The organism is Bacillus sp. FJAT-42376, from assembly GCF_003816055.1.
In the GTDB taxonomy this organism is placed as follows: domain Bacteria; phylum Bacillota; class Bacilli; order Bacillales; family Bacillaceae; genus Metabacillus_B.
In genome coordinates this window covers 350,860-375,725 of the sequence record NZ_CP033906.1, presented here as the reverse complement: position 1 = coordinate 375,725, position 24,866 = coordinate 350,860, and the positions used below count along the sequence as shown (strand labels likewise).

At 46.6% G+C, this 24,866-nt stretch carries 20 protein-coding genes, 1 tRNA gene, 3 rRNA genes, 1 other RNA gene and 1 other annotated feature; of the genes, 7 read left to right on the top strand and 18 right to left on the bottom strand.

Going from position 1 to position 24,866, the window contains the following annotated elements; translation table 11 throughout:
* Window positions 1-67: 67 nt before the first annotated feature.
* The 9 genes from CEF21_RS01755 to tadA form a co-directional block, all read right to left on the bottom strand.
* Window positions 68-2,995 (bottom strand): 23S ribosomal RNA (locus CEF21_RS01755).
* A gap of 242 nt (window positions 2,996-3,237) precedes the next feature.
* Window positions 3,238-4,776: ribosomal RNA gene (locus CEF21_RS01750) — 16S ribosomal RNA — on the bottom strand.
* The 16S and 23S rRNA genes sit together here, the layout of an rRNA operon.
* Before the next feature lie 259 nt (window positions 4,777-5,035).
* Window positions 5,036-5,302: a pro-sigmaK processing inhibitor BofA family protein gene (locus tag CEF21_RS01745; protein WP_123913141.1), complete on the bottom strand. Its 267-nt coding sequence runs from the start codon at window positions 5,300-5,302 to the stop codon at window positions 5,036-5,038.
* A gap of 72 nt (window positions 5,303-5,374) precedes the next feature.
* Window positions 5,375-5,593: a YaaL family protein gene (locus tag CEF21_RS01740; RefSeq protein ID WP_123913140.1), complete on the bottom strand. Its 219-nt coding sequence runs from the start codon at window positions 5,591-5,593 to the stop codon at window positions 5,375-5,377.
* Window positions 5,594-5,607: 14 nt separating this feature from the next.
* Complete coding sequence (recR, locus tag CEF21_RS01735; RefSeq protein ID WP_123913139.1) at window positions 5,608-6,204, bottom strand: recombination mediator RecR; 597 nt, start codon at window positions 6,202-6,204, stop codon at window positions 5,608-5,610.
* 12 nt (window positions 6,205-6,216) lie between these two features.
* The gene (locus tag CEF21_RS01730; protein ID WP_123913138.1) at window positions 6,217-6,540 is read right to left on the bottom strand and encodes a YbaB/EbfC family nucleoid-associated protein; all 324 of its coding nucleotides are present in this window, start codon (window positions 6,538-6,540) and stop codon (window positions 6,217-6,219) included.
* An 18-nt stretch (window positions 6,541-6,558) separates the two neighbouring features.
* Window positions 6,559-8,250, bottom strand: coding sequence for a DNA polymerase III subunit gamma/tau (dnaX, locus tag CEF21_RS01725; protein ID WP_123913137.1), 1,692 nt, complete (start codon window positions 8,248-8,250; stop codon window positions 6,559-6,561).
* A gap of 142 nt (window positions 8,251-8,392) precedes the next feature.
* Window positions 8,393-8,658, bottom strand: an RNA gene (gene ffs / locus CEF21_RS01720) — signal recognition particle sRNA large type.
* 76 nt (window positions 8,659-8,734) lie between these two features.
* Window positions 8,735-9,232 (bottom strand): tRNA adenosine(34) deaminase TadA, encoded by a 498-nt coding sequence (gene tadA, locus CEF21_RS01715; protein ID WP_123913136.1) that lies wholly within the window; start codon window positions 9,230-9,232, stop codon window positions 8,735-8,737.
* 64 nt (window positions 9,233-9,296) lie between these two features.
* Here tadA and CEF21_RS01710 point away from each other — a divergent pair, with 64 nt between their 5' ends.
* The 6 genes from CEF21_RS01710 (at window position 9,297) to CEF21_RS01685 (ending at window position 15,053) form a co-directional block, all read left to right on the top strand.
* A complete protein-coding gene (locus CEF21_RS01710; protein ID WP_123913135.1) occupies window positions 9,297-9,842 on the top strand; it encodes a cysteine hydrolase family protein in 546 nt (181 codons plus the stop codon).
* A gap of 62 nt (window positions 9,843-9,904) precedes the next feature.
* Window positions 9,905-11,206: a glycoside hydrolase family 18 protein gene (locus tag CEF21_RS01705; RefSeq protein WP_123913134.1), complete on the top strand. Its 1,302-nt coding sequence runs from the start codon at window positions 9,905-9,907 to the stop codon at window positions 11,204-11,206.
* Window positions 11,207-11,418: 212 nt separating this feature from the next.
* Complete coding sequence (locus CEF21_RS01700) at window positions 11,419-12,060, top strand: deoxynucleoside kinase (protein WP_123913133.1); 642 nt, start codon at window positions 11,419-11,421, stop codon at window positions 12,058-12,060.
* Window positions 12,057-12,725: a deoxynucleoside kinase gene (locus tag CEF21_RS01695; protein WP_123913132.1), complete on the top strand. Its 669-nt coding sequence runs from the start codon at window positions 12,057-12,059 to the stop codon at window positions 12,723-12,725. The genes CEF21_RS01700 and CEF21_RS01695 overlap by 4 nt, the downstream gene beginning before the upstream one ends.
* Window positions 12,726-13,152: 427 nt before the next feature.
* Window positions 13,153-14,088 carry an ABC transporter ATP-binding protein gene (locus CEF21_RS01690; RefSeq protein WP_123913131.1) on the top strand — a complete coding sequence of 312 codons (936 nt, stop codon included), beginning with the start codon at window positions 13,153-13,155 and terminating at the stop codon, window positions 14,086-14,088.
* Window positions 14,085-15,053, top strand: a complete 969-nt coding sequence (locus tag CEF21_RS01685) for an ABC transporter permease (protein ID WP_123913130.1) — start codon at window positions 14,085-14,087, stop codon at window positions 15,051-15,053. Before CEF21_RS01690 ends, CEF21_RS01685 begins: the two co-directional genes overlap by 4 nt.
* A 118-nt stretch (window positions 15,054-15,171) precedes the next feature.
* Here the strand turns inward: CEF21_RS01685 and CEF21_RS01680 are convergent.
* From CEF21_RS01680 to guaB, 6 genes are all read right to left on the bottom strand, one after another.
* Window positions 15,172-15,264 (bottom strand) — tRNA-Ser (locus CEF21_RS01680).
* 68 nt (window positions 15,265-15,332) lie between these two features.
* A complete protein-coding gene (gene serS / locus CEF21_RS01675) occupies window positions 15,333-16,616 on the bottom strand; it encodes a serine--tRNA ligase (RefSeq protein ID WP_123913129.1) in 1,284 nt (427 codons plus the stop codon).
* Window positions 16,617-16,665: 49 nt separating this feature from the next.
* Window positions 16,666-16,864 (bottom strand) — a binding site (T-box leader).
* Between the two features lie 53 nt (window positions 16,865-16,917).
* Window positions 16,918-17,508 carry a pyridoxal 5'-phosphate synthase glutaminase subunit PdxT gene (gene pdxT, locus CEF21_RS01670; protein ID WP_123913128.1) on the bottom strand — a complete coding sequence of 197 codons (591 nt, stop codon included), beginning with the start codon at window positions 17,506-17,508 and terminating at the stop codon, window positions 16,918-16,920.
* Window positions 17,509-17,523: 15 nt separating this feature from the next.
* Window positions 17,524-18,405 (bottom strand): pyridoxal 5'-phosphate synthase lyase subunit PdxS, encoded by an 882-nt coding sequence (gene pdxS / locus CEF21_RS01665; RefSeq protein WP_123913127.1) that lies wholly within the window; start codon window positions 18,403-18,405, stop codon window positions 17,524-17,526.
* A 151-nt stretch (window positions 18,406-18,556) separates the two neighbouring features.
* Window positions 18,557-19,894 (bottom strand): D-alanyl-D-alanine carboxypeptidase family protein, encoded by a 1,338-nt coding sequence (locus CEF21_RS01660; protein WP_123913126.1) that lies wholly within the window; start codon window positions 19,892-19,894, stop codon window positions 18,557-18,559.
* Between the two features lie 230 nt (window positions 19,895-20,124).
* Window positions 20,125-21,588 carry an IMP dehydrogenase gene (gene guaB, locus CEF21_RS01655; RefSeq protein ID WP_123913125.1) on the bottom strand — a complete coding sequence of 488 codons (1,464 nt, stop codon included), beginning with the start codon at window positions 21,586-21,588 and terminating at the stop codon, window positions 20,125-20,127.
* 114 nt (window positions 21,589-21,702) lie between these two features.
* On the opposite strand from guaB, the gene CEF21_RS01650 reads away from it, so the two are divergent.
* Entirely contained in the window at window positions 21,703-22,650 is a 948-nt protein-coding gene (locus tag CEF21_RS01650; RefSeq protein WP_123913124.1) for a YaaC family protein, read from the top strand.
* 351 nt (window positions 22,651-23,001) lie between these two features.
* Here the strand turns inward: CEF21_RS01650 and CEF21_RS01645 are convergent, their stop codons facing one another.
* The 3 genes from CEF21_RS01645 to rrf all read right to left on the bottom strand — a co-directional run bounded on the left by CEF21_RS01645 (window position 23,002) and on the right by rrf (window position 24,811).
* Window positions 23,002-23,958 carry an IS3 family transposase gene (locus CEF21_RS01645; RefSeq protein ID WP_123913123.1) on the bottom strand — a complete coding sequence of 319 codons (957 nt, stop codon included), beginning with the start codon at window positions 23,956-23,958 and terminating at the stop codon, window positions 23,002-23,004.
* The gene (locus CEF21_RS21170) at window positions 23,946-24,254 is read right to left on the bottom strand and encodes a transposase (protein ID WP_123913424.1); all 309 of its coding nucleotides are present in this window, start codon (window positions 24,252-24,254) and stop codon (window positions 23,946-23,948) included. Before CEF21_RS21170 ends, CEF21_RS01645 begins: the two co-directional genes overlap by 13 nt.
* Window positions 24,255-24,695: 441 nt before the next feature.
* Window positions 24,696-24,811: ribosomal RNA gene (gene rrf, locus CEF21_RS01635) — 5S ribosomal RNA — on the bottom strand.
* Between the last annotated feature and the right edge of the window lie 55 nt (window positions 24,812-24,866).

Below are 24,866 nucleotides of genomic sequence, written 5' to 3'. Positions count from 1 at the left end.
TGAAAGATTGCTCTTTCAAAACTAGATAACGATGTGCTTCACGAGTATTAGAAGCCTTACTTGAATAAAGGTTAAGTCCTCGACCGATTAGTATTCGTCAGCTGCACGTGTCGCCACGCTTCCACCTCGAACCTATCAACCTGATCATCTTTCAGGGGTCTTACTCAAATGATGGGAAATCTCATCTTGAGGGGGGCTTCATGCTTAGATGCTTTCAGCACTTATCCCGTCCGCACATAGCTACCCAGCGATGCCTTTGGCAAGACAACTGGTACACCAGCGGTGCGTCCATCCCGGTCCTCTCGTACTAAGGACAGCTCCTCTCAAATTTCCTGCGCCCGCGACGGATAGGGACCGAACTGTCTCACGACGTTCTGAACCCAGCTCGCGTACCGCTTTAATGGGCGAACAGCCCAACCCTTGGGACCGACTACAGCCCCAGGATGCGATGAGCCGACATCGAGGTGCCAAACCTCCCCGTCGATGTGGACTCTTGGGGGAGATAAGCCTGTTATCCCCGGGGTAGCTTTTATCCGTTGAGCGATGGCCCTTCCATGCGGAACCACCGGATCACTAAGCCCGACTTTCGTCCCTGCTCGACTTGTAGGTCTCGCAGTCAAGCTCCCTTGTGCCTTTACACTCTGCGAATGATTTCCAACCATTCTGAGGGAACCTTTGGGCGCCTCCGTTACATTTTAGGAGGCGACCGCCCCAGTCAAACTGCCCGCCTGACACTGTCTCCCGGCCCGATCAGGGCCGCGGGTTAGAAGTTCAACACAGCCAGGGTAGTATCCCACCGATGCCTCCACCGAAGCTGGCGCTCCGGTTTCCAAGGCTCCTACCTATCCTGTACAAGCTGTGCCAAAATTCAATATCAGGCTGCAGTAAAGCTCCACGGGGTCTTTCCGTCCTGTCGCGGGTAACCTGCATCTTCACAGGTACTATAATTTCACCGAGTCTCTCGTTGAGACAGTGCCCAGATCGTTACGCCTTTCGTGCGGGTCGGAACTTACCCGACAAGGAATTTCGCTACCTTAGGACCGTTATAGTTACGGCCGCCGTTTACTGGGGCTTCAATTCAAAGCTTCGCTTGCGCTAACCTCTCCTCTTAACCTTCCAGCACCGGGCAGGCGTCAGCCCCTATACTTCGCCTTGCGGCTTCGCAGAGACCTGTGTTTTTGCTAAACAGTCGCCTGGGCCTATTCACTGCGGCTCTTCAAGGCTATTCACCCTAAAGAGCACCCCTTCTCCCGAAGTTACGGGGTCATTTTGCCGAGTTCCTTAACGAGAGTTCTCTCGATCACCTTAGGATTCTCTCCTCGCCTACCTGTGTCGGTTTGCGGTACGGGCACCATTTTCCTCGCTAGAAGCTTTTCTAGGCAGTGTGGAATCAGGAACTTCGGTACTTAATTTCCCTCGCCATCACAGCTCAGCCTTAACCAAGGGACGGATTTGCCTATCCCTTGAGCCTACCTGCTTGGACGCGCATATCCAACAGCGCGCTTACCCTATCCTCCTGCGTCCCTCCATTGCTCAAACGGAAAAGAGGTGGTACAGGAATCTCAACCTGTTGTCCATCGCCTACGCCTTTCGGCCTCGGCTTAGGTCCCGACTAACCCTGAGCGGACGAGCCTTCCTCAGGAAACCTTAGGCATTCGGTGGAGGGGATTCTCACCCCTCTTTCGCTACTCATACCGGCATTCTCACTTCTAAGCGCTCCACCAGTCCTTCCGGTCTGGCTTCACAGCCCTTAGAACGCTCTCCTACCACTGTTCTGAAAGAACAGTCCACAGCTTCGGTGATCCGTTTAGCCCCGGTACATTTTCGGCGCAGGGTCACTCGACCAGTGAGCTATTACGCACTCTTTAAATGGTGGCTGCTTCTAAGCCAACATCCTGGTTGTCTAAGCAACCCCACATCCTTTTCCACTTAACGGATACTTGGGGACCTTAGCTGGTGGTCTGGGCTGTTTCCCTTTTGACTACGGATCTTATCACTCGCAGTCTGACTCCCATAGATAAGTCTTTGGCATTCGGAGTTTGACTGAATTCGGTAACCCGATGAGGGCCCCTAGTCCAATCAGTGCTCTACCTCCAAGACTCTTGCTATGAGGCTAGCCCTAAAGCTATTTCGGAGAGAACCAGCTATCTCCAGGTTCGATTGGAATTTCTCCGCTACCCACACCTCATCCCCGCACTTTTCAACGTGCGTGGGTTCGGGCCTCCATTCAGTGTTACCTGAACTTCACCCTGGACATGGGTAGATCACCTGGTTTCGGGTCTACGACCACGTACTCATTCGCCCTATTCAGACTCGCTTTCGCTGCGGCTCCGTCTCTTCAACTTAACCTTGCACGTAATCGTAACTCGCCGGTTCATTCTACAAAAGGCACGCCATCACCCGTTAACGGGCTCTGACTACTTGTAGGCACACGGTTTCAGGATCTGTTTCACTCCCCTTCCGGGGTGCTTTTCACCTTTCCCTCACGGTACTGGTTCACTATCGGTCACTAGGGAGTATTTAGCCTTGGGAGATGGTCCTCCCGGATTCCGACGGGATTTCTCGTGTCCCGCCGTACTCAGGATCCACTCAGGAGGGAACGAAGTTTCGATTACAGGGCTGTTACCTTCTCTGGCGGGCCTTTCCAGACCGCTTCGCCTACCCCGTTCCTTTGTAACTCCGTGTTGAGTGTCCTACAACCCCAGAAGGCAAGCCTTCTGGTTTGGGCTGATCCCGTTTCGCTCGCCGCTACTCAGGGAATCGCATTTGCTTTCTCTTCCTCCGGGTACTTAGATGTTTCAGTTCCCCGGGTATGCCTTCCAGACTCTATGTATTCAAGTCAGGATGCTGCTCCATTACGAGCAGCGGGTTTCCCCATTCGGAAATCTCCGGATCAACGCTTACTTACAGCTCCCCGAAGCATATCGGTGTTCGTACCGTCCTTCATCGGCTCCTAGTGCCAAGGCATCCACCGTGCGCCCTTTCTAACTTAACCTGATAACGGAGTTATCTTCGTTAGAAGCTGAAAACAGATGTCTTCAGACTTTTCATTTCATTCTGCGATAGACGCAGAAGAAAATCGTAAGGTTCTTTCTTACTCGTGTGAATGTTTGACATTCATATCGTTATCTAGTTTTCAAAGAACAAGTTAAGAGAGAATGATCTCTCAAAACTAAACAAATTCGAAGTGCGTCCGTTAATCGCTGCACCGCATGGGTGCTGATAATTCTTCCTTAGAAAGGAGGTGATCCAGCCGCACCTTCCGATACGGCTACCTTGTTACGACTTCACCCCAATCATCTGCCCCACCTTAGGCGGCTGGCTCCCTTACGGGTTACCCCACCGACTTCGGGTGTTGCAAACTCTCGTGGTGTGACGGGCGGTGTGTACAAGGCCCGGGAACGTATTCACCGCGGCATGCTGATCCGCGATTACTAGCGATTCCGGCTTCATGCAGGCGAGTTGCAGCCTGCAATCCGAACTGAGAATGGTTTTATGGGATTCGCTGAACCTCGCGGTTTCGCTGCCCTTTGTACCATCCATTGTAGCACGTGTGTAGCCCAGGTCATAAGGGGCATGATGATTTGACGTCATCCCCACCTTCCTCCGGTTTGTCACCGGCAGTCACCTTAGAGTGCCCAACTGAATGCTGGCAACTAAGATCAAGGGTTGCGCTCGTTGCGGGACTTAACCCAACATCTCACGACACGAGCTGACGACAACCATGCACCACCTGTCACTCTGTCCCCCGAAGGGGAACCTTCTATCTCTAGAAGTGGCAGAGGATGTCAAGACCTGGTAAGGTTCTTCGCGTTGCTTCGAATTAAACCACATGCTCCACCGCTTGTGCGGGCCCCCGTCAATTCCTTTGAGTTTCAGTCTTGCGACCGTACTCCCCAGGCGGAGTGCTTAATGCGTTAGCTGCAGCACTAAAGGGCGGAAACCCTCTAACACTTAGCACTCATCGTTTACGGCGTGGACTACCAGGGTATCTAATCCTGTTCGCTCCCCACGCTTTCGCGCCTCAGCGTCAGTTACAGACCAGAGAGTCGCCTTCGCCACTGGTGTTCCTCCACATCTCTACGCATTTCACCGCTACACGTGGAATTCCACTCTCCTCTTCTGCACTCAAGTCCTCCAGTTTCCAATGACCCTCCCCGGTTGAGCCGGGGGCTTTCACATCAGACTTAAAAGACCGCCTGCGCGCGCTTTACGCCCAATAATTCCGGACAACGCTTGCCACCTACGTATTACCGCGGCTGCTGGCACGTAGTTAGCCGTGGCTTTCTGGTTAGGTACCGTCAAGGCGCGGGCAGTGACTCCCGCACTTGTTCTTCCCTAACAACAGAGCTTTACGATCCGAAAACCTTCATCACTCACGCGGCGTTGCTCCGTCAGACTTTCGTCCATTGCGGAAGATTCCCTACTGCTGCCTCCCGTAGGAGTCTGGGCCGTGTCTCAGTCCCAGTGTGGCCGATCACCCTCTCAGGTCGGCTACGCATCGTCGCCTTGGTGAGCCATTACCTCACCAACTAGCTAATGCGCCGCGGGCCCATCTGTAAGTGACAGCATAACCGTCTTTCAATTCCGAACCATGCGGTTCGAAAGGTTATCCGGTATTAGCTCCGGTTTCCCGGAGTTATCCCAGTCTTACAGGCAGGTTGCCCACGTGTTACTCACCCGTCCGCCGCTGATCTCCGAAGAGATCCGCTCGACTTGCATGTATTAGGCACGCCGCCAGCGTTCGTCCTGAGCCAGGATCAAACTCTCCAAAAAGTAGTTTGACTAGCTCTTGTTTGTTGCTCTAGAATTAACGTTGGCACTTCGATTTGTTTAGTTTTCAAAGAACTTGTTCGCTGCGTCTTTTTCAAGAAGCAACTTTATTATAATAACATCTTCAGTTTCGCATGTCAACAGTTAATTTCGTATTTGTTTTTTACCGAAACAACTTGTCTGTCAGCGACGTATAATAATATACCATCTTATAAACTAGCGTGTCAACAAAAAATAAAAACAAATGGCGGACCATTTGTTTTTACACAAGAATATAACTTTTAATTACATATAAAGCCGCGATCCCCGGTAAACCCAGGAGTCCTGAAACAGCAGAAGTTCCAGCGTTAATCGGAATATGAATCCCTGCGCTTGCACCCAATGCATTGAGAATAAAAAGCATAAGTGCTCCGGCTACAACTTTCGCTGCCAGTCTTCCAATCCATTTAACCGGCTTAATCAGCGAGCCATTCATAAGAAGCAGCACGATGGCTCCGCCAGCTACAGCAAATATGATAACGGGGTTCAAATTTACCACTCACTTTCAACATGCCTGTTTGTACAAGCATATGCAAGCGGAGGCAGGATAGAACCTTCTCCATTAAAGACTGATTCGGATCTTCCTTTGTTTCGCTTCCCTCAATAGAAAGAAATATTTTGATTCCGCTATTTTCAATTCAAAAAGAACTTCTTCAGAAGGTTCCACGCTTTTTTCTACAAGCTGCTTTTGCCGATTCCATTCGGATTTATTTTTCATAAGAAGATCGATAAGCTGTTGGTTAAAATCCTGTCTTAACCGTCCTTTTCGTTTGAAAAGCAAAGGAAACCCTCCATTTATAGTTCTCTTCTTCCTTCAAGCGCTTTAGACAAGGTGACCTCATCCGCGTATTCCAGATCTCCTCCTACCGGAAGACCATGGGCAATTCTTGTCAGTTTAATACCTGAAGGCTTCAGCAGTCTCGATATATACATAGCTGTTGCTTCGCCTTCAATATTCGGATTTGTCGCCAGGATGACTTCCTGTATCGAATCATCCTGAAGTCTTTTCAGCAATTCAGGTACCTTGATGTCTTCTGGTCCAATTCCTTCAATCGGGGAGATGGCTCCGTGCAGAACATGATAAAGACCGCTGTATTCTTTCATTTTTTCCATAGCAATGACATCTTTAGGGTCCTGAACGACACACACGACAGAGCGGTCCCTTCTCTTATCCTCGCAAATATAGCAAGGGTCCTGATCTGTAATATGTCCGCATACAGAACAATAGGTTAAGTTTCTTTTGGCATTTACGAGAGCCTTTGCGAAATCGAGGACAGTATCTTCCTTCATGCTAAGGACAAAAAAGGCCAGACGTACGGCCGTTTTCGGTCCTATGCCTGGCAACTTCATAAAGCTGTCAATTAATTTGGATATAGGTTCAGGATAATGCATAAAGCCTTCCTCCTAGAATAAACCTGGCATATTCATTCCTTTTGTAAATTGACCCATTGTTTGAGAGGTCATTTCTTCTACTTTTTTCAATGCATCGTTTGTAGCAGCAAGAATTAAATCCTGAAGCATTTCGATATCTTCCGGGTCTACTACCTCTTCCTTAATTCTCACATCGATGATTTCACGGCTTCCGTTTGCAACGACAACAACCATTCCGCCGCCGGCAGTTCCTTCAACTTGTTTCTCAGCAAGCTCTTCTTGAGCCTTCTCCATGTCTTTTTGCATTTTTTGCATTTGTTTCATCATTTTTTGCATATTTCCCATTCCGCCGCGCATAGTAACATCTCCTTAAGTTTAGTCTTTTATTTCAATTAAATCATCGCCTACTAATTTCTTTGCTTCTGCTATGAATGGATCTTCTTCCTCTTCATTTGCATCTGAATCTTCATCCTTCTGATCCCGGATGAATTCTTCTCTTATTTTACCCCAATCCCTCTCTGGGACGCCAACCATTTCAATTGGTTTGCCAAGTAAATTTGCAAGAATGGCTTCAATATTTGTCCGTACATCATTATTATTCTCTGCGACCATCTTGCAATGAATCTCATATTTAAATTTTAGCACAAATGATTTCGATGATGCCGCGACCGGTTCACTTTCTCCGACAAGGGCGGCATGGGAGGCTTTGTTCTGGGTCCGCAGCTGATCCAGCATCCCTCTCCAGCTCTTTTTGAGGACATCGAGATCCTGCCTTGTTGCTTCCTTGAGAATTTCCTGAATTCTTCCTGCCGGAACTTTGAAGTTGCTTCTTACCGCTTTTGAAGTCTTCTGGTCGCTTTGAGCCTGGGCAGGCTGCCCGGCAGCAGCCCCATTCTTTTTCAGCTCCCTCAGCTCAGCTTCAAGATGGGAAATACGCTCAAGAAGCTGCGGATCGGGCTCCCCCTGGCTGACGGCTGCCTTCGCCTGTGTTTCACAGAGCTTAACGACAGCTACCTCCAGGAAAATTCTCGGATGGTTTGTCCATTTCATCTCCTGCTGGCTTTTGTTCAGCACATCGATGATCGCATAGATCTTCTCTGTTTCAACCGATTTGGCCAAATCCTTAAATGCTTCGTCCACCACAACCCTCTCAAGGGCTTCTTCCAAATTAGGCGCTGTATTGTAGAGGAGCATGTCCCGGTAATAATAGATGAGATCCTCAATAAATCTTGCCGCATCCTTGCCCTGGTCCATGAGCTTATTCAGGATCTGCAGCGCTGCGGACACCTCTTTTTTCTGAATGGACATGACTAAGTCTGTGAGCAGATTTTGAGAAACAGATCCCGTTATGAGCAGGGCATCCTCGAGGGTAACCTTCTCATCACTGAATGAAATCGCCTGATCGAGGAGACTGAGTGCATCGCGCATGCCCCCGTCCGCTGCTCTGGCAATGACATGAAGCGCTTCTTCCTCTGCATCTGCCTCCTGTTCATCCATGACGGTTTTCATGCGGTCCACAATGTCCTGGGAGGTAATCCGTTTAAAATCAAATCGCTGGCAGCGCGAGATAATGGTTAAGGGGATTTTGTGAGGCTCAGTCGTAGCGAGAATGAAGATGACATGCTTCGGCGGTTCTTCCAGTGTTTTAAGCAGGGCGTTAAAGGCCCCCATTGAAAGCATGTGGACCTCATCCACGATGTACACTTTATATTTAACGGCAGAAGGAGCGTATTTCACTTTATCCCGGATATCACGGATTTCATCTACTCCATTATTGGAGGCTGCATCGATTTCCAGAACGTCTGAGATGGAGCCATCTGCTATTCCTCTGCAGGATGGGCACTCTCCGCACGGCTCGGCTACAGGTGCTTTTTCGCAGTTGACTGCTTTGGCGAATATTTTAGCGGCGCTCGTTTTCCCTGTCCCCCTTGGGCCTGAAAATAGATAGGCATGGGAGAACTTGCTGTGAAGCAGGGCGTTTTGCAGCGTGCGGGTAATATGATTCTGACCTGCTACATCCTCGAACAACTGCGGTCTGAACACACGGTATAACGCTTGATAACCCACAAAAGCCCCCTCCTTTTTTAAATAAAAATCCAATATGTATTATAACCCACAGCAAGCACTCAGAAAAGATGCCAGCTGTTTCCTACCATTATACAGAAAAACTCACCCTGAAAGGGTGAGTGTTCTTATTATAATATAACTGCCGTGCACCTTTCGTCGATTAGCGGCCACAAGCGTTACTCAAGCAGTTAGCTCGGCCCAGGCTGTCCCGCGGCACATGAAAGCTTCCACTTAATGCTGCTTCCTTCCGGACCTGACATGGTTCATGGATTTCCATTGCGCAGGACCCAGACTTCAACACCACTTACTTGAGGGCAGACCCTGCAGTCAACTAACCTCGGAAAGGGATTCGGCCTCGCTAGAGCGGATTGCGAGTACAGGGCACCGCTACCTCCCCGCTTAGCACGGCAAAATTGATACCTATTAGAAGTGCGCCTTATCGGACGCATAATTTAGTATACTCTGATTCAGAGAAAAAATCAATTCACGGAAGCTGTAAATTTTTTGAAGAAATCCGTTCGGATTTTTTTCTCTCCCGAAGCTTTCTGAAGAAGTCTGACAGCAGTTTCCCGCATTCTTCACGGAGCACTCCGTCTTCTACCTCAACCTGATGGTTAAACCGCTCCTCCTGAAGAAGGTTCATTAATGTGCCCGCACAGCCGCCCTTTGGATCGGGGGCACCGAATACCACTCTTTTTACTCTGGAAAGGACAATCGCTCCCGCGCACATGGGGCATGGCTCAAGTGTGACATAGAGGGTCGCTTCCTCAAGCCTCCATGTACCAAGTTTTTGACAGGCTTTATCGATTGCCAGAATTTCTGCATGGGCAATCGCACGCTGCTCAGTTTCCCGTAAATTATGCGCTGCGGCAATCACTTCTCCGTTGTGCACAATAACAGCACCAATCGGCACCTCTTGAACCGCCTCTGCTTTCTTCGCCTCTTCTATCGCTGCCTTCATATACCATTCATCTGATTTCATGAGCTGCTCCTTACTTATAGAACATAATAAATCTGCATATCCTAACTTTAAAGGAGAGGACAAGATGAGTCAAAACCAGAAAACCGCCCTGCTGATCATCGACATGATCAATGACTTTCAATTTGGATACGGACCGGAGCTTGCAAAAAAAGCTGCCGGAATCGCGGATTCCCTCTCCAAATTAAAACAAAAAGCAGCTGAAACCGGCATTCCGGTCATTTATATAAACGACCATTATAATCTTTGGCAGGCCGACCTGCAAAAAATAATAAATAAATGCCGGAACACGCTCAGCACGCAGGTTATAGATGCACTTGCTCCGGGTGATAAAGATTACTTTTTAATCAAGCCGAAGCATTCCGCCTTTTATGGCACAGCTCTTAACACCCTTTTATATCATTTAAAAATAGACACGCTCATTTTAACCGGCCTTGCCGGAAACATCTGTGTCCTCTTTACCGCTAATGATGCCTACATGCGCGGATACAATCTGATTGTCCCGCCGGATACCGTGGCATCCGTCAGTGATGAAGATGAAGAATATGCCCTCCGCATGATGAAAAACGTCTTAAAAGCCAAGGTTGAACCGAGCGATGCGCTCAAGCTCTAGCATAGGGATCTAATCCTGCTCATATTCTTCTATAGAAGGAAGAGGGATGAGGAGGACGCTTTATGCAAATCTATACAGTAAAACGTGGAGATACGCTATCCATGATTGCTTTTCGGTACGGCACTTCCGCCCGGGATATAGAAGAAGCGAACCAGCTTCCGAATCCGGACCGGCTTGTTGTCGGACAATCGCTCGTTATTCCTATTATGGGCCGTTTTTATACGATTAAACAGGGGGATACCTTATGGAGTGTGTCTCAATTATTTTCCATCCAGCCAAATGAGCTTGCCCGCATTAACCGGCTGAACATGAATAGTCCGCTGCAAATTGGCTTCCGGCTCTACATTCCTGAGCCTCCTAAACGGAAGGCGGAATTTAACGCCTATTTAGAACCCGCTCAAAATGAGGTAACCGAGGGGCAAAAGCAAAGCGCACGGGAAGCAGCACCTTATTTAACGTATTTAGGTCCGTTCAGTTTTCGGATTCAAAAGGATGGCACATTAAAGGAACCTCCCTTAAACAGTCTGCCGGATATTGCATCCGCAAACCGTGTTACCCTGATGATGATTGTGACGAATCTAACCGACGAGGGCTTCAGTGATGAAATTGGACGAATTGTATTGAATGATCAGCAAGTCCAAAACCGGCTGCTCAGCGATATAACATCTAAGGCAAAAAAGTATGGCTTTCGGGATATTCATTTTGACATGGAGTATTTAAGGCCGGCAGACAAAGAAGCCTATAACGCCTTTCTCAGAAAAGCGAAACAGCAGTTCCAGAAAGAAGGGTGGCTGATGTCTACCGCTCTTGCTCCCAAAACGAAAGCAGATCAAAAAGGGAAATGGTACGAGGCACACGATTACAAGGCACATGGCCAAATCGCTGACTTTGTCGTCCTGATGACTTATGAATGGGGCTACAGCGGCGGTCCTCCCCTCGCTGTGTCCCCCATTGGATCTGTAAAAGAAGTTCTGGACTACGCTTTAACCGAAATGCCCGGGTCCAAAATTATGATGGGCCAGAATTTATACGGCTATGACTGGACGCTTCCTTTTAAGCCCGGCGGGGAGTTTGCGAAAGCCATCAGTCCGCAGCAGGGAATTGAACTGGCTGCCAAATACAATGAGGCGATCCAATACAGCCAGAAAGATCAGGCGCCCCATTTTAATTACCGGGATGAATCAGACAGAGAGCATGAAGTGTGGTTTGAAGATGCCCGCTCCATCCAGGCAAAATTCAATCTCGTAAAGCAGCTGAATCTGAGAGGGGTGAGCTATTGGAAGCTCGGACTTTCCTTTCCTCAAAACTGGCTCTTGATTCAGGATCAGTTCCAAGTAGAAAAAAAGACAGTTCCTTCCCGCTGAACTGTCTTTCTTTTTCTCTCCCCGGCCAACCTGTCCTCCCGCGTCTCCAAAAAACAATTCCCCCAAAATGGAAACCGCTGTGATAAAATAAAGTTTGTCTTTTTTAAAAAAGTTGTCGAAAAATGTACTTATCACACCTATTCAGCCTGTCACCAGGCTCATCATACCAGGATATGCGTTTCTGATTGAATTGCAGCAAAGGAGGAACCGGCATGGAAGGAATACCCTTCATTACCGTGGAAGGTCCAATTGGCGTGGGCAAAACCTCTCTCGCCAAAGCGATTTCGGACCATTATCGATATCAGCTACTCAAGGAAATCGTGGATGAAAATCCATTCTTAGGAAAATTTTACGAGAACATTGATGAATGGAGTTTCCAAACAGAAATGTTTTTCTTATGCAACCGGTATAAACAGCTTGAAGAAATCAATTCGGATTATCTTAAGCTTGATCATGCGGTTGTAGCGGATTATCATATCTACAAAAATCTGATTTTCGCCAAACGCACACTTAAGGACGAGCAGTACAAGAAATACATTCAAATCTATGATATTTTAACAAGCGACATGCCTAAACCGAATATCATTATTTATTTGAGCGCAAGCCTTGAGACCCTTCTCGAAAGAATTTCCCAGCGGGGGCGGGATATCGAAAAAAATATCGATCCCGGCTACCTGGAGCAGCTTTCTGCAGATTATGAAACAGCAATGGCTCAGTGGGAGCAGATTAACCCGGAAATTCCAATCCTCCGCTTTAATGGGGACGAGCTTGATTTTGTCCACCGGCCTGAGGATTTAACGTATATCTTAAAACGACTTGATGATTATTTGTTAAAAGGAGTCAGCCATTCATGAACTTACGCGATCAATATGGAATTCCAAAGGATGCGGTGATCACGATCGCCGGAACGGTCGGAGTGGGAAAGTCCACAATGACGAATGCGTTAGCCGAAGCCCTGAACTTCCGCACATCCTTTGAAAAAGTAGACACCAACCCCTATCTCGATAAATTTTATGCCGATTTTGAGCGATGGAGCTTCCATCTTCAAATCTATTTTCTTGCAGAGCGTTTTAAAGAGCAAAAGAGAATTTTTGAATACGGCGGCGGATTTATTCAGGACCGTTCCATCTATGAAGACACCGGCATTTTTGCGAAAATGCATTACGAAAAGGGAACCATGACCGAGGTTGATTATGAAACGTACACCAATTTGTTTGACGCTATGGTAATGACCCCTTATTTCCCTCATCCGGATCTGCTCATCTACTTGGAAGGCAGCCTGGAAGATATTCTGAGCAGAATTGAGCTGCGCGGCCGCCCGATGGAGCAGCAGACCCCGATTTCTTATTGGGAGGAAATGCACGGCCGTTATGAAAATTGGATCAACAGCTTTAATACGTGCCCGGTCATGCGTTTGAATATCAGCGATTATGATATTTTGGCAAACGGCGGGTCTGTTGAGCCCATCATTGAAAAAATCAGCTACTTTATGAAACAATCCCGCAAACTGAAAAGATAAATCCATTCCGAGAGGCTGGGACATAACTAAAATTGTTGTCCTTAAGCCGAATATTTTTTTGAAAAAGCATGAAAAGCAATAAAACCGAACGATTACGAAGCTCTATACCAGAGTTTCAAATAATCGTTCGGTTTTTTTATTCGCTATGTTAAAGCATTTTGTTGATTTTTTTACCCCTGTTGATTGAAGCGGAAGGCGTGAGACTCCTGCGGGAGCAGCGGGACAGGTGAGACCCCGCAGTCGCGAAGCGGCGAGGAGGCTCACCGCCCGCCCCGCTGGTCGCTGAGCGCCTGTAGCGGAAATCAACAGCCAAGTTTAAAAGAGCTTTTTATTAACCCGAAACCTTTTGTTCCAGCCTCTTTTTTGAAACTTTTCCCATTTTCCAATCGTAATAAAAAGGAGACCGGACGAAAAAGGAGGAAATGAGTTGTCATATGTACTGGAAGTCCAAGGACTAAAAAAGAAAATAGGCAAGCGATACATAGTGAATGATGTGAATTTCAGAGTGGAGGAAGGGGAAATATTCGGCTTGCTCGGACCGAATGGAGCCGGCAAGACCACCATTATCCGCATGATTACCGGACTGATTAACCGTACTGGCGGAAGTGTGCTCATTAAAGGAAACGATGTGGATGCGAACTTTAAAGAATCCATGAATGAACTGGGTGCCATTGTTGAAAACCCGGAGTTTTATAAGTACATGTCCGGCTATGCCAATCTTAAGCATTACGCACGCATGTCTTTAAAGCCGATTTCAGAAGAAAGAATGAAGGAAGTCATTCAGCTCGTGAAGCTTGAAGGAGCCATCCATCAAAAGGTGAAGACGTATTCCCTTGGCATGAGGCAGCGCCTCGGAGTCGCCCAGGCGCTTTTACATCATCCTTCCCTGCTTATTCTCGACGAACCGACAAACGGATTGCATCCCCAGGGGATGAAAGAGCTGAGAGACTACCTCAAATTACTCGCCCGGAACGGGACCTCGGTTCTTGTCTCTTCCCACATGCTTGGGGAAATGCAGCTCATGTGCGACCGATTTGCCATTATTGAAAAAGGAGAGCTGACCCATGTTTCAACAATGGAGGATACAGAGCTTGCTGCGGCAGAAGAAATGCGGGAAGTACTCCTTGTCGTCAGTTCAGCCGATGAAGCAGCTGCGCTGCCGGAGCTCGGCTCACTTTCTGAAAATCTGACTGTGACGAATCAGCAGACACTGACATTTACAGCGAAATATGATTCACTCCCTATGATTATAAAAGAACTAACCGATCACGGAATTCTCGTTTATGAAATGACCCCGCTCAAAAAATCATTGGAAGACCGTTTCCTTGAGCTGACCAGAGAGAAGGAGGAAGCCCTCTCATGATAAATTTAGTCAAAAATGAATGGATGAAAATCTTCGCAAAAAAATCGTCCTGGATTTATTTTATATTGCTCGCTGTATTCCTTATTATCATCACGGTCGCTACTGCATACATAGACAAAACGAAGACCGATTCAAACTGGAGACCTGCGGTTGAAGAAGAAATCGCTAATTTAAGAGCGCAGCAAAGCGATCCGAAAATCGAGGAAGGAGAAAAAGAGGCTCTTTCCGGACAAATCGCAGAACAGCAATTTTACTTGGACAAGAATGTGAATCCGACGCTTAGAAGCAACTGGCAATTTGCAAACTCTGAAGGAATATCCCTGTTCTCCATGGTTGCACTATTCGCCGTCATTGTTTCAAGTACAAGCGTGGCTTCAGAGTTTTCAGACGGCACCATTAAACAATTGTTAATCCGGCCCCATCGCCGGTGGAAAATTCTTTTATCGAAATACATTTCGGTCCTGGTTTACTCGCTGCTGCTTCTTCTTTTTACGGCTGCGGCAAGCGTAGTAGCCGGCACTTTCCTTTATGGAGCAGGAGATTTCGCAGCCAAAATAGCGGAAGTTCCCCTCACCATGAACGGCGGGGAAACGGTTGTTGCAGGGGCGGGCAGTATGTTTGTTCAAAAAAGTCTCCTGTACATTCCAAACTTGCTTATGGTGATGACTATAGCCTTTATGCTATCCACTCTATTCAAAAGCCAATCTATGGCGGTAGGCATCGGAATCTTCGTTCTCTTTATGAACAATGCTTTAAATGTGGGCGTACAGCTTCTAATCGGGCTCAAACAAGAGTGGGCAAAACTGCTGCTGTTCCCCCACCTGAATTTAATGGAATATGCGGCTGCAGATGAAATCCTTCCGGGTGTAACCCTCACGTTTTCATCACTTGTCCTGCTTGTCTATTACATTCTTTTTATCGCGGTAACCTTTTTCTTTTTCCAAAAGAAAGACGTGAGTATTTAAAACGCAAAAAGGATGCCTGCGCGGGCATCCTTTTCTATTATAGACATAAAAAAAATTCGTTACATGAACCATGTAACGAACCAATCTCCAATTTATGCGCGTAACATAATAATCATTATGGAGGAGGAAGGGGGATTCGAACCCCCGCGAGGTTTGACCCTCCTGTCGGTTTTCAAGACCGATCCCTTCAGCCGGACTTGGGTATTCCTCCGTGTCGACAAGAATAAATATATCAGATATAAACATCCCTGTCAACACTGTTTCAAAAAATAAATGATATTATTGAGCTGGCTGGATGACTTCTTTATTTCCCATATAAGGACGGAGCACTTCAGGAATAATGACCGTACCATCTTCCTGCTGATAGTTTTCCAATATTGCTGCCACAGTACGTCCAAGCGCCAATCCTGATCCATTCAGTGTGTGAATCGGCTCCGGCTTCGCCTTCGGTTCAGGACGGAAACGAATGTTTGCACGGCGCGCCTGGAAAGATTCAAAGTTGCTGCAAGAAGAAATCTCGCGGTAAGAACCGTAGCTTGGAATCCAGACCTCCAAATCATATTTCTTCGCAGCCGTAAACCCAAGGTCAGCTGTACACATGCTCATGACGCGATATGGAAGGTTGAGAAGCTGAAGCACTTTTTCAGCATGTCCAGTCAGATTTTCAAGCTCCTGATAAGAGTCTTCCGGCTTAACAAACTTCACAAGCTCTACTTTATTGAACTGGTGCTGACGGATCAAACCGCGTGTATCCCGTCCCGCAGAACCGGCTTCTGAACGGAAGCATGCGCTGAACGCTGTGTAGCTGATCGGAAGCTGAGATGCTTCAAGGATTTCATCACGGTGCATGTTCGTCACCGGCACTTCTGCTGTTGGAATGAGGAAGTAATCCTCTTCTCTGATTTTAAACGCATCTTCTTCAAACTTTGGCAGCTGACCCGTACCCGTCATGCTCGCACGGTTTACCATGTATGGAGGGAGCACCTCCGTATAGCCGTGTTCATCCGTATGAAGATCCATCATGAAGTTCAGCAATGCACGCTCCAGGCGGGCACCCAGTCCTTTGTAGAAAACGAAACGGCTTCCAGTTACTTTTGCCGCTCTCTCGAAATCAAGAATGTCTAAATGATCGGCTACGTCCCAATGAGCTTTCGCTTCAAAATCAAACTCACGGATCTCGCCCCATTTGCGGATTTCAATATTATCATCCTCGGAATCCCCTTGAGGAACACTTTCATGAGGAATGTTCGGAATAGAAAGAAGCAGTTTTTCAAGAGCTTCTTCTACTTCGCGGAGCTCGTCATCGATTTCTTTGATCCGGTCACCCACCTGGCGCATTTCTTTAATCATGTCATCCGCATCTTTTTTCTCTTTTTTAAGGGCAGCAATTTGACCGGATACTTCATTCCGTTTGCTTTTCAGCTCTTCAGTTGCCGCAATCAGTTCCCGTCTTTTAGAATCAAGCTCTTCAAATTTCCCGAAATCCGTTAAATCCTCTCCGCGAAAAGACAGTTTTTGTTTAACTTCTTCAAAATTTTGACGCAAATACTTAATATCCAGCACAGCAATCTCTCCTTTTCTTCAAACAAAATAAAAAACTCCCGTCCCCTAATGAAGGGACGAGAGTTAACCCGCGATGCCACCCTAATTGAAGACCGAAGTCTTCCAGCTCTGCATGATAACGGCCATGACCGGAAGCATTTCAATGCTTCACTCGAGGACGGATTCACAAACTTCCAGCACCGGTTCGCACCACCCACCGGCTCTCTTCAGAAGGAACATCTGCTACTGCTTCCTGTCAATGTTTTAGCGATTTCTTTGATAGTTCATAATTTACTACAAGTCTGAACCAGTTTCAACCTTTTTATGCAGGAGCTTTTTCTTTTGACCCTTTCACCATCTCCAGGAAAAGCTCTGTCATCCGGTGGTCATCGGTTAATTCAGGATGGAACGAGCACCCGAGCAGATGGTCCTGCTTCGCTGCCACAATCCGTCCGTTGTGTGTGGAAAGGACTTCGACGTTCTCCCCTGCCTCCACGATATGAGGAGCACGGATAAACACCCCGGTGAAATGTTCGCCTACACCGGTAATCGTCAGGTCGGCTTCGAAGCTTTCACGCTGACGGCCAAACGAATTTCGTTCCACCTTAATATCCATAACACCCAAATGTCCTTCTTCATAGCCGACAATGTCGGAAGCAAGGATAATCAGACCCGCACATGTTCCAAAGATCGGCTTTCGGCTAGCTGCGAACTTTCTCAGCGGCTCCATAAATTCATATTTATCAATGAGCCGGCGGATGGCCGTACTTTCACCGCCTGGCAGGATCAGCCCGTCGATCTCGTTCAGCTGTTCAGGACGCTTTACCGTTACAGCCTGTGCACCAATGGCTTCAATCGACCGGATGTGCTCCCGGAACGCCCCTTGAAGCGCTAATACTCCAATTGTATACATCTGCAAAACTCCTTTTTACCAGCCGCGCTCCTGCATACGGTTTTCAGGCAGAAGTGTTGAAATTTCAATGCCTTTCATCGCTGTTCCAAGACCTTTGGACAGCTCAGCGATCAGGGCATAATCTTCATAGTGGGTTGTTGCTTCTACAATGGCCCGTGCAAATTTAGCCGGATTTTCGGATTTGAAAATTCCGGATCCGACAAATACACCGTCAGAGCCAAGCTGCATCATAAGCGCTGCATCTGCAGGGGTCGCAATCCCGCCGGCAGCAAAGTTCACAACCGGCAGACGGCCTTCGCGCTTAATTTGAAGAAGAAGTTCATATGGAGCACCTAATAGTTTAGCTTCTGTCATTAACTCATCTTCATTCATGCCGGCCACTTTGCGGATTTGGGCATTGACCTTCCGCATATGTCTTACCGCTTCCACAATGTTTCCTGTACCTGGCTCGCCTTTTGTGCGAAGCATAGAGGCACCTTCTCCAATACGGCGTGCAGCTTCACCTAAATCGCGGCAGCCGCAGACGAAAGGAACCGTGTAATCACGCTTGTTCAAGTGGTATTCTTCATCCGCAGGAGTCAGAACTTCACTCTCATCTATATAATCCACGCCCATCGCTTCCAGCACACGCGCTTCTACGATATGGCCGATTCTCGCTTTTGCCATAACAGGAATCGAAACGGCCTTCATGACGTCCTCGACAATTGTCGGATCCGCCATTCTCGCAACTCCGCCTGCCGCACGGATATCAGCAGGAACACGCTCAAGAGCCATAACGGCTACAGCGCCCGCTTCCTCTGCGATTTTCGCCTGCTCTGCATTCACAACGTCCATGATAACGCCGCCTTTTTGCATTTCTGCCATGCCGCGTTTTACACGATCTGTACCTGTATTCATTGTAAATCCCCCTCTATACTCAACATTGTTATTTATGAAATCATATTCTCTATTCTATCTCATATCTCCCAATAATCCTATACTGGATATTCAATATTCTAAAAGTTCAGGTGGTAAAAAAAGACACCTGCAAGAGGTGTCTTTTCATGTATTAAGAGAACCAGCCGGATACAGTTTGAACAACACTATCCCAAAGACCGGCAAAAAAACCGCCGATGCCTCTCATGGAAAGAACAAACCAATTCGCTTTCTCTACGCCTTCTTTTGTGACAACGTTGACTTCCCCGCCTGTTTCACCAGTCAGGAAACCATAATCTTTCTCGCTGCCTTTATAGTCTACCACCATTTTTCCGACAGACTCTTTTGCTTTAAAAGGGGCAGCCAGTTCCCCATTTTCATTCAATTTCTTTTTATCAATCACATATTTTGCCTTGAAGTTTTCTTTATCCCCATTTTTCATAGCGACCGTCAAAGGCTGATCGGTTTGAATCTGAACTTCTTTTTCTTTTCCGCTTACAACAGGGATAGAAGATTTGCCTTTAATTTGATAGCCTGCAGGATACAGTTCTTCTACCGAATAGTTGTTAAAGGCGTAATCAAGCATTTTCTTCGTTTCTTTAAAACGAGGAGATTTTAAATCGCCTGTTCCATCTGTCGCATCAAGAACAACTGTAATGACACGCATCCCATTTTTCTTAGCTGTTGCTGTAAAGGAAGAACCGGCAGAGTCGGTAGAACCGGTTTTAAGGCCGTCTACTCCTTCGTACTCGTAAATTAAGCCCTTAAGCATCCAGTTGTAGTTCGGCATTTCCGTTCCTTCTTTGAAGGTCTTTCTGGGAATGCTGGATATTTCTAAAGCCTCAGGAAAATCCTGAATGAGACGTGCCGCAAGTTTCGCCATATCGCGTGCCGACACTTCACTTTGCTCATCTTCCGTCGTTCCTTCCGGGAAATTTCCCTGAAGGTCTTTATTTTCAAGTCCTGTTGCATTGACGAAATGATAATCCGTCATGCCAAGTTCTTTTGCTTTCGCATTCATCATTTTCACGAAATTTGACTCAGAGCCTGCCACGATTTCTGCAGAAGCGATCGCCGCACTGTTGGCTGAATAAATAGCCATCGCATCATAAAGCTCTTTCACTGTATAACTGCCGTCTTTTCTAAAAGGAACGTTCGAAAGGTCACGGCGCTGGGAAATGTTGTACGTATAATCGTTAGGTGTATACGTTTGATCCCAAGTGACTTTTCCTTCTTTAATGGCTTCCAGAACCAGATATTCTGTCATCATCTTTGCCATACTGGCAATCGGAAGGGCCTGGTCGATATTGTTTCCATAAAGAATCTTTCCGGATGAAGCTTCCACTAAGATTGATGCTTTTGCACTAATGCTGATTGGGTCAGCTGCAGCCGAAGCCTGCTTTAAAGGAGCAAGAGCCGTGATGAATAATGCTGCAGCCATGAATGCTGCCAGAATACGTTTTGGATTCATGCTGTTTGATTACCTCCATGCTAATTTTCTAATCTATGTAATCGTTTTGACTGGAGAAAAATAGGGATTTCGGGGACTCTATACTATACGCAGCAGCTTGTCCCGATAGGGCGGGACTGCAAATTATTTTTTTAATTTAAAAGAAACACAAATTTAATTCTATCATAGGGAAGGTAAAAAAAATAGACAGAGAAAAAGTCTCTGCCTAAATGTTTGTTTTTCTTTCACTTTTATCTTGAATAGTTGGGAGACTCTTTTGTGATGTTGACATCATGCGGATGGCTTTCAATAAGTCCTGCCCCTGTCATGCGGATAAACTTGGAATTCTCGCGCAGCTCATGCAAATCCTTTGTTCCGCAATAGCCCATTCCTGAACGAAGTCCTCCGGTAAGCTGATAAACGGTATCAGCCAATGGACCTTTATAAGCAATTCTTCCTTCAATTCCTTCTGGAACGAATTTCTTATTGTCCTCTTGGAAATAGCGGTCTTTGCTGCCTTTTTCCATTGCCCCGACCGAACCCATTCCTCTGTAAACTTTGAACCGTCTTCCCTGATAAATTTCTGTTTCCCCGGGGCTTTCAGAAGTACCCGCAAGCAAACTGCCGAGCATCACAGCGTGGCCGCCTGCCGCGAGTGCTTTTACGATATCACCGGAGTACTTGATGCCGCCGTCAGCAATAATGGATGCACCATGATTGCGTGCCTCAGTCGCACAATCGTAAATCGCAGTGATTTGAGGAACACCGACACCTGCTACCACACGGGTCGTACAGATCGAGCCGGGTCCGATTCCGACTTTCACCACATTTGCTCCTGCGTCAATCAAATCCCGGGTTGCTTCCGGTGTAGCCACGTTGCCGGCGATAATATTCAAGTCAGGGTATGCTCGTCTGATTTTTCTTACGGAATCAAGCACGCCTTTTGAATGACCGTGAGCGGTATCGAGCACAATAACATCAACACCTGCTTCAACCAGTTTTTCAACCCGGAGCATTGTATCCGCTGTAACACCGACTGCTCCGCCAACGAGAAGACGTCCATGGACATCCTTTGCTGAATTTGGGAATTCAATCACTTTTTCAATATCTTTGATGGTAATAAGGCCTTTCAGCACGCCATTATCATCGACAAGAGGAAGCTTTTCAATTTTGTATTTCTGCAGAATGCTTTCCGCTTCCTGAAGTGTTGTACCTACTGGAGCGGTAACGAGCTGTTCCTTTGTCATGACATCTGAAATTTTAATGGAATAATCCTGGATAAAGCGCAAATCGCGGTTCGTGATGATGCCGACGAGTTTTTGCTCCTCCATTGAGTTTACAACCGGTACCCCGGAAATACGGTATTTTCCCATTAAATGCTCGGCATCAAATACCTGATGATCCGGTGTAAGGAAAAATGGATCGGTAATGACTCCGCGTTCGGACCGCTTTACTTTATCAACATGTTCTGCCTGCTGCTCAATGGACATGTTCTTATGAATGATTCCAAGTCCGCCTTGACGGGCCATTGCAATCGCCATTTCGGCTTCTGTAACGGTATCCATACCGGCGCTGATAATAGGGAGATTTAATTTAAGGGTGGGGGTTAATTCAACCTTAAGGTCTACATCTCTTGGCAGGACCTCCGACTTAGCCGGCACCAAAAGAACATCGTCAAACGTCAAACCTTCTTTAGCAAACTTATCATTCCACATTTTATCAATCCCCTCGATTCCGCAAAATATTATTAGTAGATTATCAATAGGTTCTAGATACTGTCAAGGAGACAGAGAAGAGTTTAAATATTAAGAAAACAGGAGAAGCGTACAATGACCCATTCTGAAACGTGGCAGCCCTACATATACCTGCATTCTACCGAAAGCACGCAAAAAGTATTGGAAAAAATTTATAAAAAACGCTTTGGATCTCTTGCATCCGAAATGTCTTACCGCAACTCCTGCTCCTTTATGTATTATCTCTTGCATGCTGAAAGCTTTTATAAACAAGCCGGCGAAGCGCCTCTTGCCATAAAACCAGTCCTTTTCTTCTACGGCCTTACCCAGCTGGTGAAAGCAAGCATTCTTACGGAAGACCCCGGTTATCCGGAAACCACTTCCGTCCTTGCCCACGGCGTCACCACCCGTAAAAAGAAAAAGCAGGATTACCTGTTTCTGAAGGATGAAGTGCGTCTTCAAAAAAACGGATTATTTCACCATGCCGCCCAAACTTTATTTAAGCTCAAAGAATTGGATAAAGAGCGCTATACCATGGAAATGCTTTTGCGCAGGATCCCCGAAATGGGGAATTGCTTTAACATGCTTCGAAACGGGAAATCACTGTTTTCCCTTCAGGAAGATGAGGAGTCTCTCTTCCTCCCTTCCGAAGCAGCAGTGGCCTATCACATCACCGATAGAAGACTGGGTGAAACGATTGAACACCTGACAGGGATGAAAGCTGTATGCTCACCTGGAGAGACAAAGCTCATGAAACAGGAGAACCTCTCTCCTTTTTCAACTGCCCTTCTTTCTTACAGCCTTGAAAAAAAAGAATATTTCCTCCCGGCTGAAAAAGAACAGCTCTTTATCATGCCTGAGCTTCTCACTCATTATTTGCTGCTATACAATCTGAGCATGATCTCAAGGTATGAAACGGAATGGTGGTACGACCTGATTCAAAGCCGGTCCTCAAATGACTACATCTATATCAGTACGTTTATGGAGATTTCCTCCCGGAAAATTCCTGAGCTGATTTGGATGTTTTTGAGCGAGCGCATGTAACGGAGGATTGTCCATGAGGCAATATTTCGGCTGCTTGACGAGTATGGGATGATTTTTTAAGGTACCTTAACGAGAATCGTGATTATACCGCCATCGATTTAATAGAACTTGGGATAGATAAGGTTTATCGGCTGCAATTGGGAGGACAGCAGCTGGTTTTGGAAGGGTTATCTCGGTCGAAAAAGGAAGGATATCGGCTATTTTTTGAGATATCGTCGATTATTTCGATTTATCGACGTTTTTTTGGATATATCGACGTTTTTTTGATTATATGGGCGATTTTTAAATTATATCGGTTGAGCCCCCTAATTTTGGACACGCTCTTCCGAATTCTAATGTTTTCTCCGTTTTTCAAAGAGCGATCTTTCTAGGTTTTACTTCACCCTTTTTATGTTTCTGAAAATAGACAGCTGGAGGCCAGTCCTCAAGGCTTCCATGCAGTCTTTTGTTATTGTAAAACTGAATGTATTCCTTCACGACTTCATTGGCCTCTTCGAATGTCTGGAATTCGTGCCGCTGGTAACACTCTCGTTCGAGGACGCTATGAAAGGACTCGATATAAGCATTCAAATTAGGTGACTTTGGAGGAATTCGTTCATGCTCCAGCCTTTCTTTGTTTTCCAGGCAGAACTCTTGAAATTGGATCCCGATAAACTGGGGTCCATTATCGGTTCTAAGCACCAGCTTCTCTTCGCCGGAATTTTCTATTTTACGGGCTCTCAGAGCCGTCTTAAGCATTTTTGTGATATCTTTCCCGCCACATGTTCTCCCTAAATAAAAGCCGACAATCTTCCGATCGTACACGTCTATCGCGCTTGCCAGGTAGAAAAAACGCTCTATGCCTGGGATGTATCCATATTTGATGTCAATCTGCCACATTTGATTTGGACCTGTGACGATTCGATTCCTGGCAATCTTTCTGGGGTACTTATTGTTTCGAATTTTTAAAGGGAACAGGATCCCCATTTCCTTGCACAGACGGTACACCTTCTTTTTACTGATGGTCAGATGGTGCTTCCGTTTTAGGCAGCTTGTCAGTTTCCGATACCCATAGACCGCCTCCATACCACCGATCAGCTTGACCAGGTACGCTTTGATTTGCTCGTCAGATACACGTTTTCCTTTTGAGTCTAAGGAAAAACCGGGGATAGGCCTTCCGCCAGCTACCCTTTTCGCCGGAATGGGATTGGCCTGTTGATAATAGTAAGTGGACTTAGATATTCCCACAATGTTGATTACCCGAGTGACCGCAAACCCGGCTTCTACCCATTCTTTTGCGAATTCGACTTTATCGGTTAGCGTTTCGATTTTTTTTTTATCATTTCTCGAAGCATTTCAACTTCCAGCTCTTTTTCCCCTAACAGTTTCATGGCTTGATCATATTTTTTCTGGATCTCATCCGTACCAGAGTTTTCAGAAAGGGGAGAGACACCCTCCATTTTCATCTCTAATTCGACTTCATCCCGATACTGGCGCACCCACCCAGACAGAGTAGAAGGAGCTACTGATAATTTCCTGGCTAGGAAAGCCGTATTGCCGGACTCTAATGCCATTCTGACATATTTCTTCTTTACGTCCTCAATCGGACCATTCTTTCTCTTCATCTTGGCCTCATCTCCTCTGCCCTCATTATATTTAGAATGAGTGGAGGTGTCCAAACTAGTTAGGGGGCCTGAGAGATATCGACGAAAAGGAGACTGATATCGATTTTTCGGGAGGATTCGACGCATCGAGCTACCAGTTGAGTAAACAGTTATTCCATTCGCAGGGGATTTATTATCGAAACAGGCCGTTTTATTATCGAAAATCTTCATATATTCTCGAAAATGCCCCATTTATTATCGAAACCCTAAAAATCGACATGATCAGCAGCTGGATCACTGTCTAACCGGATCGAGTATTCGCCTACTTCTCCTATCCCAGGGGTATCCTTTAAAAAGCCCACAATGACCAACCGGGATCGAGTATCCACTTCCCCCTCCATCCGTTTTCCGCACCGAAACACAAAAAAGGCCCGCCCCAGGGGGCAAGCCTTTTTTTCTTGTACCTGGCAATGTCCTACTCTCACAGGGGGAAACCCCCAACTACCATCGGCGCTAAAGAGCTTAACTTCCGTGTTCGGTATGGGAACGGGTGTGACCTCTTTGCCATAATTACCAGATATAAAGTTGAAAGATTGCTCTTTCAAAACTAGATAACGATGTGCTTCACGAGTA

Excerpts from the sequence above, each read along its gene's own strand:
- CEF21_RS01695 (WP_123913132.1), top strand. The coding sequence starts at position 12,057 with ATGAACTTACGCGATCAATATGGAATTCCAAAGGATGCGGTGATCACG.
- CEF21_RS01650 (WP_123913124.1), top strand. The coding sequence starts at position 21,703 with ATGACCCATTCTGAAACGTGGCAGCCCTACATATACCTGCATTCTACC.
- CEF21_RS01700 (WP_123913133.1), top strand. The coding sequence starts at position 11,419 with ATGGAAGGAATACCCTTCATTACCGTGGAAGGTCCAATTGGCGTGGGC.
- CEF21_RS01710 (WP_123913135.1), top strand. The coding sequence starts at position 9,297 with ATGAGTCAAAACCAGAAAACCGCCCTGCTGATCATCGACATGATCAAT.
- CEF21_RS01705 (WP_123913134.1), top strand. The coding sequence starts at position 9,905 with ATGCAAATCTATACAGTAAAACGTGGAGATACGCTATCCATGATTGCT.
- pdxT (WP_123913128.1), bottom strand. The coding sequence starts at position 17,508 with ATGTATACAATTGGAGTATTAGCGCTTCAAGGGGCGTTCCGGGAGCAC.
- CEF21_RS01730 (WP_123913138.1), bottom strand. The coding sequence starts at position 6,540 with ATGCGCGGCGGAATGGGAAATATGCAAAAAATGATGAAACAAATGCAA.
- CEF21_RS01660 (WP_123913126.1), bottom strand. The coding sequence starts at position 19,894 with ATGAATCCAAAACGTATTCTGGCAGCATTCATGGCTGCAGCATTATTC.
- recR (WP_123913139.1), bottom strand. The coding sequence starts at position 6,204 with ATGCATTATCCTGAACCTATATCCAAATTAATTGACAGCTTTATGAAG.
- CEF21_RS21170 (WP_123913424.1), bottom strand. The coding sequence starts at position 24,254 with ATGAAGAGAAAGAATGGTCCGATTGAGGACGTAAAGAAGAAATATGTC.
- guaB (WP_123913125.1), bottom strand. The coding sequence starts at position 21,588 with ATGTGGAATGATAAGTTTGCTAAAGAAGGTTTGACGTTTGACGATGTT.
- CEF21_RS01685 (WP_123913130.1), top strand. The coding sequence starts at position 14,085 with ATGATAAATTTAGTCAAAAATGAATGGATGAAAATCTTCGCAAAAAAA.
- tadA (WP_123913136.1), bottom strand. The coding sequence starts at position 9,232 with ATGAAATCAGATGAATGGTATATGAAGGCAGCGATAGAAGAGGCGAAG.
- pdxS (WP_123913127.1), bottom strand. The coding sequence starts at position 18,405 with ATGAATACAGGTACAGATCGTGTAAAACGCGGCATGGCAGAAATGCAA.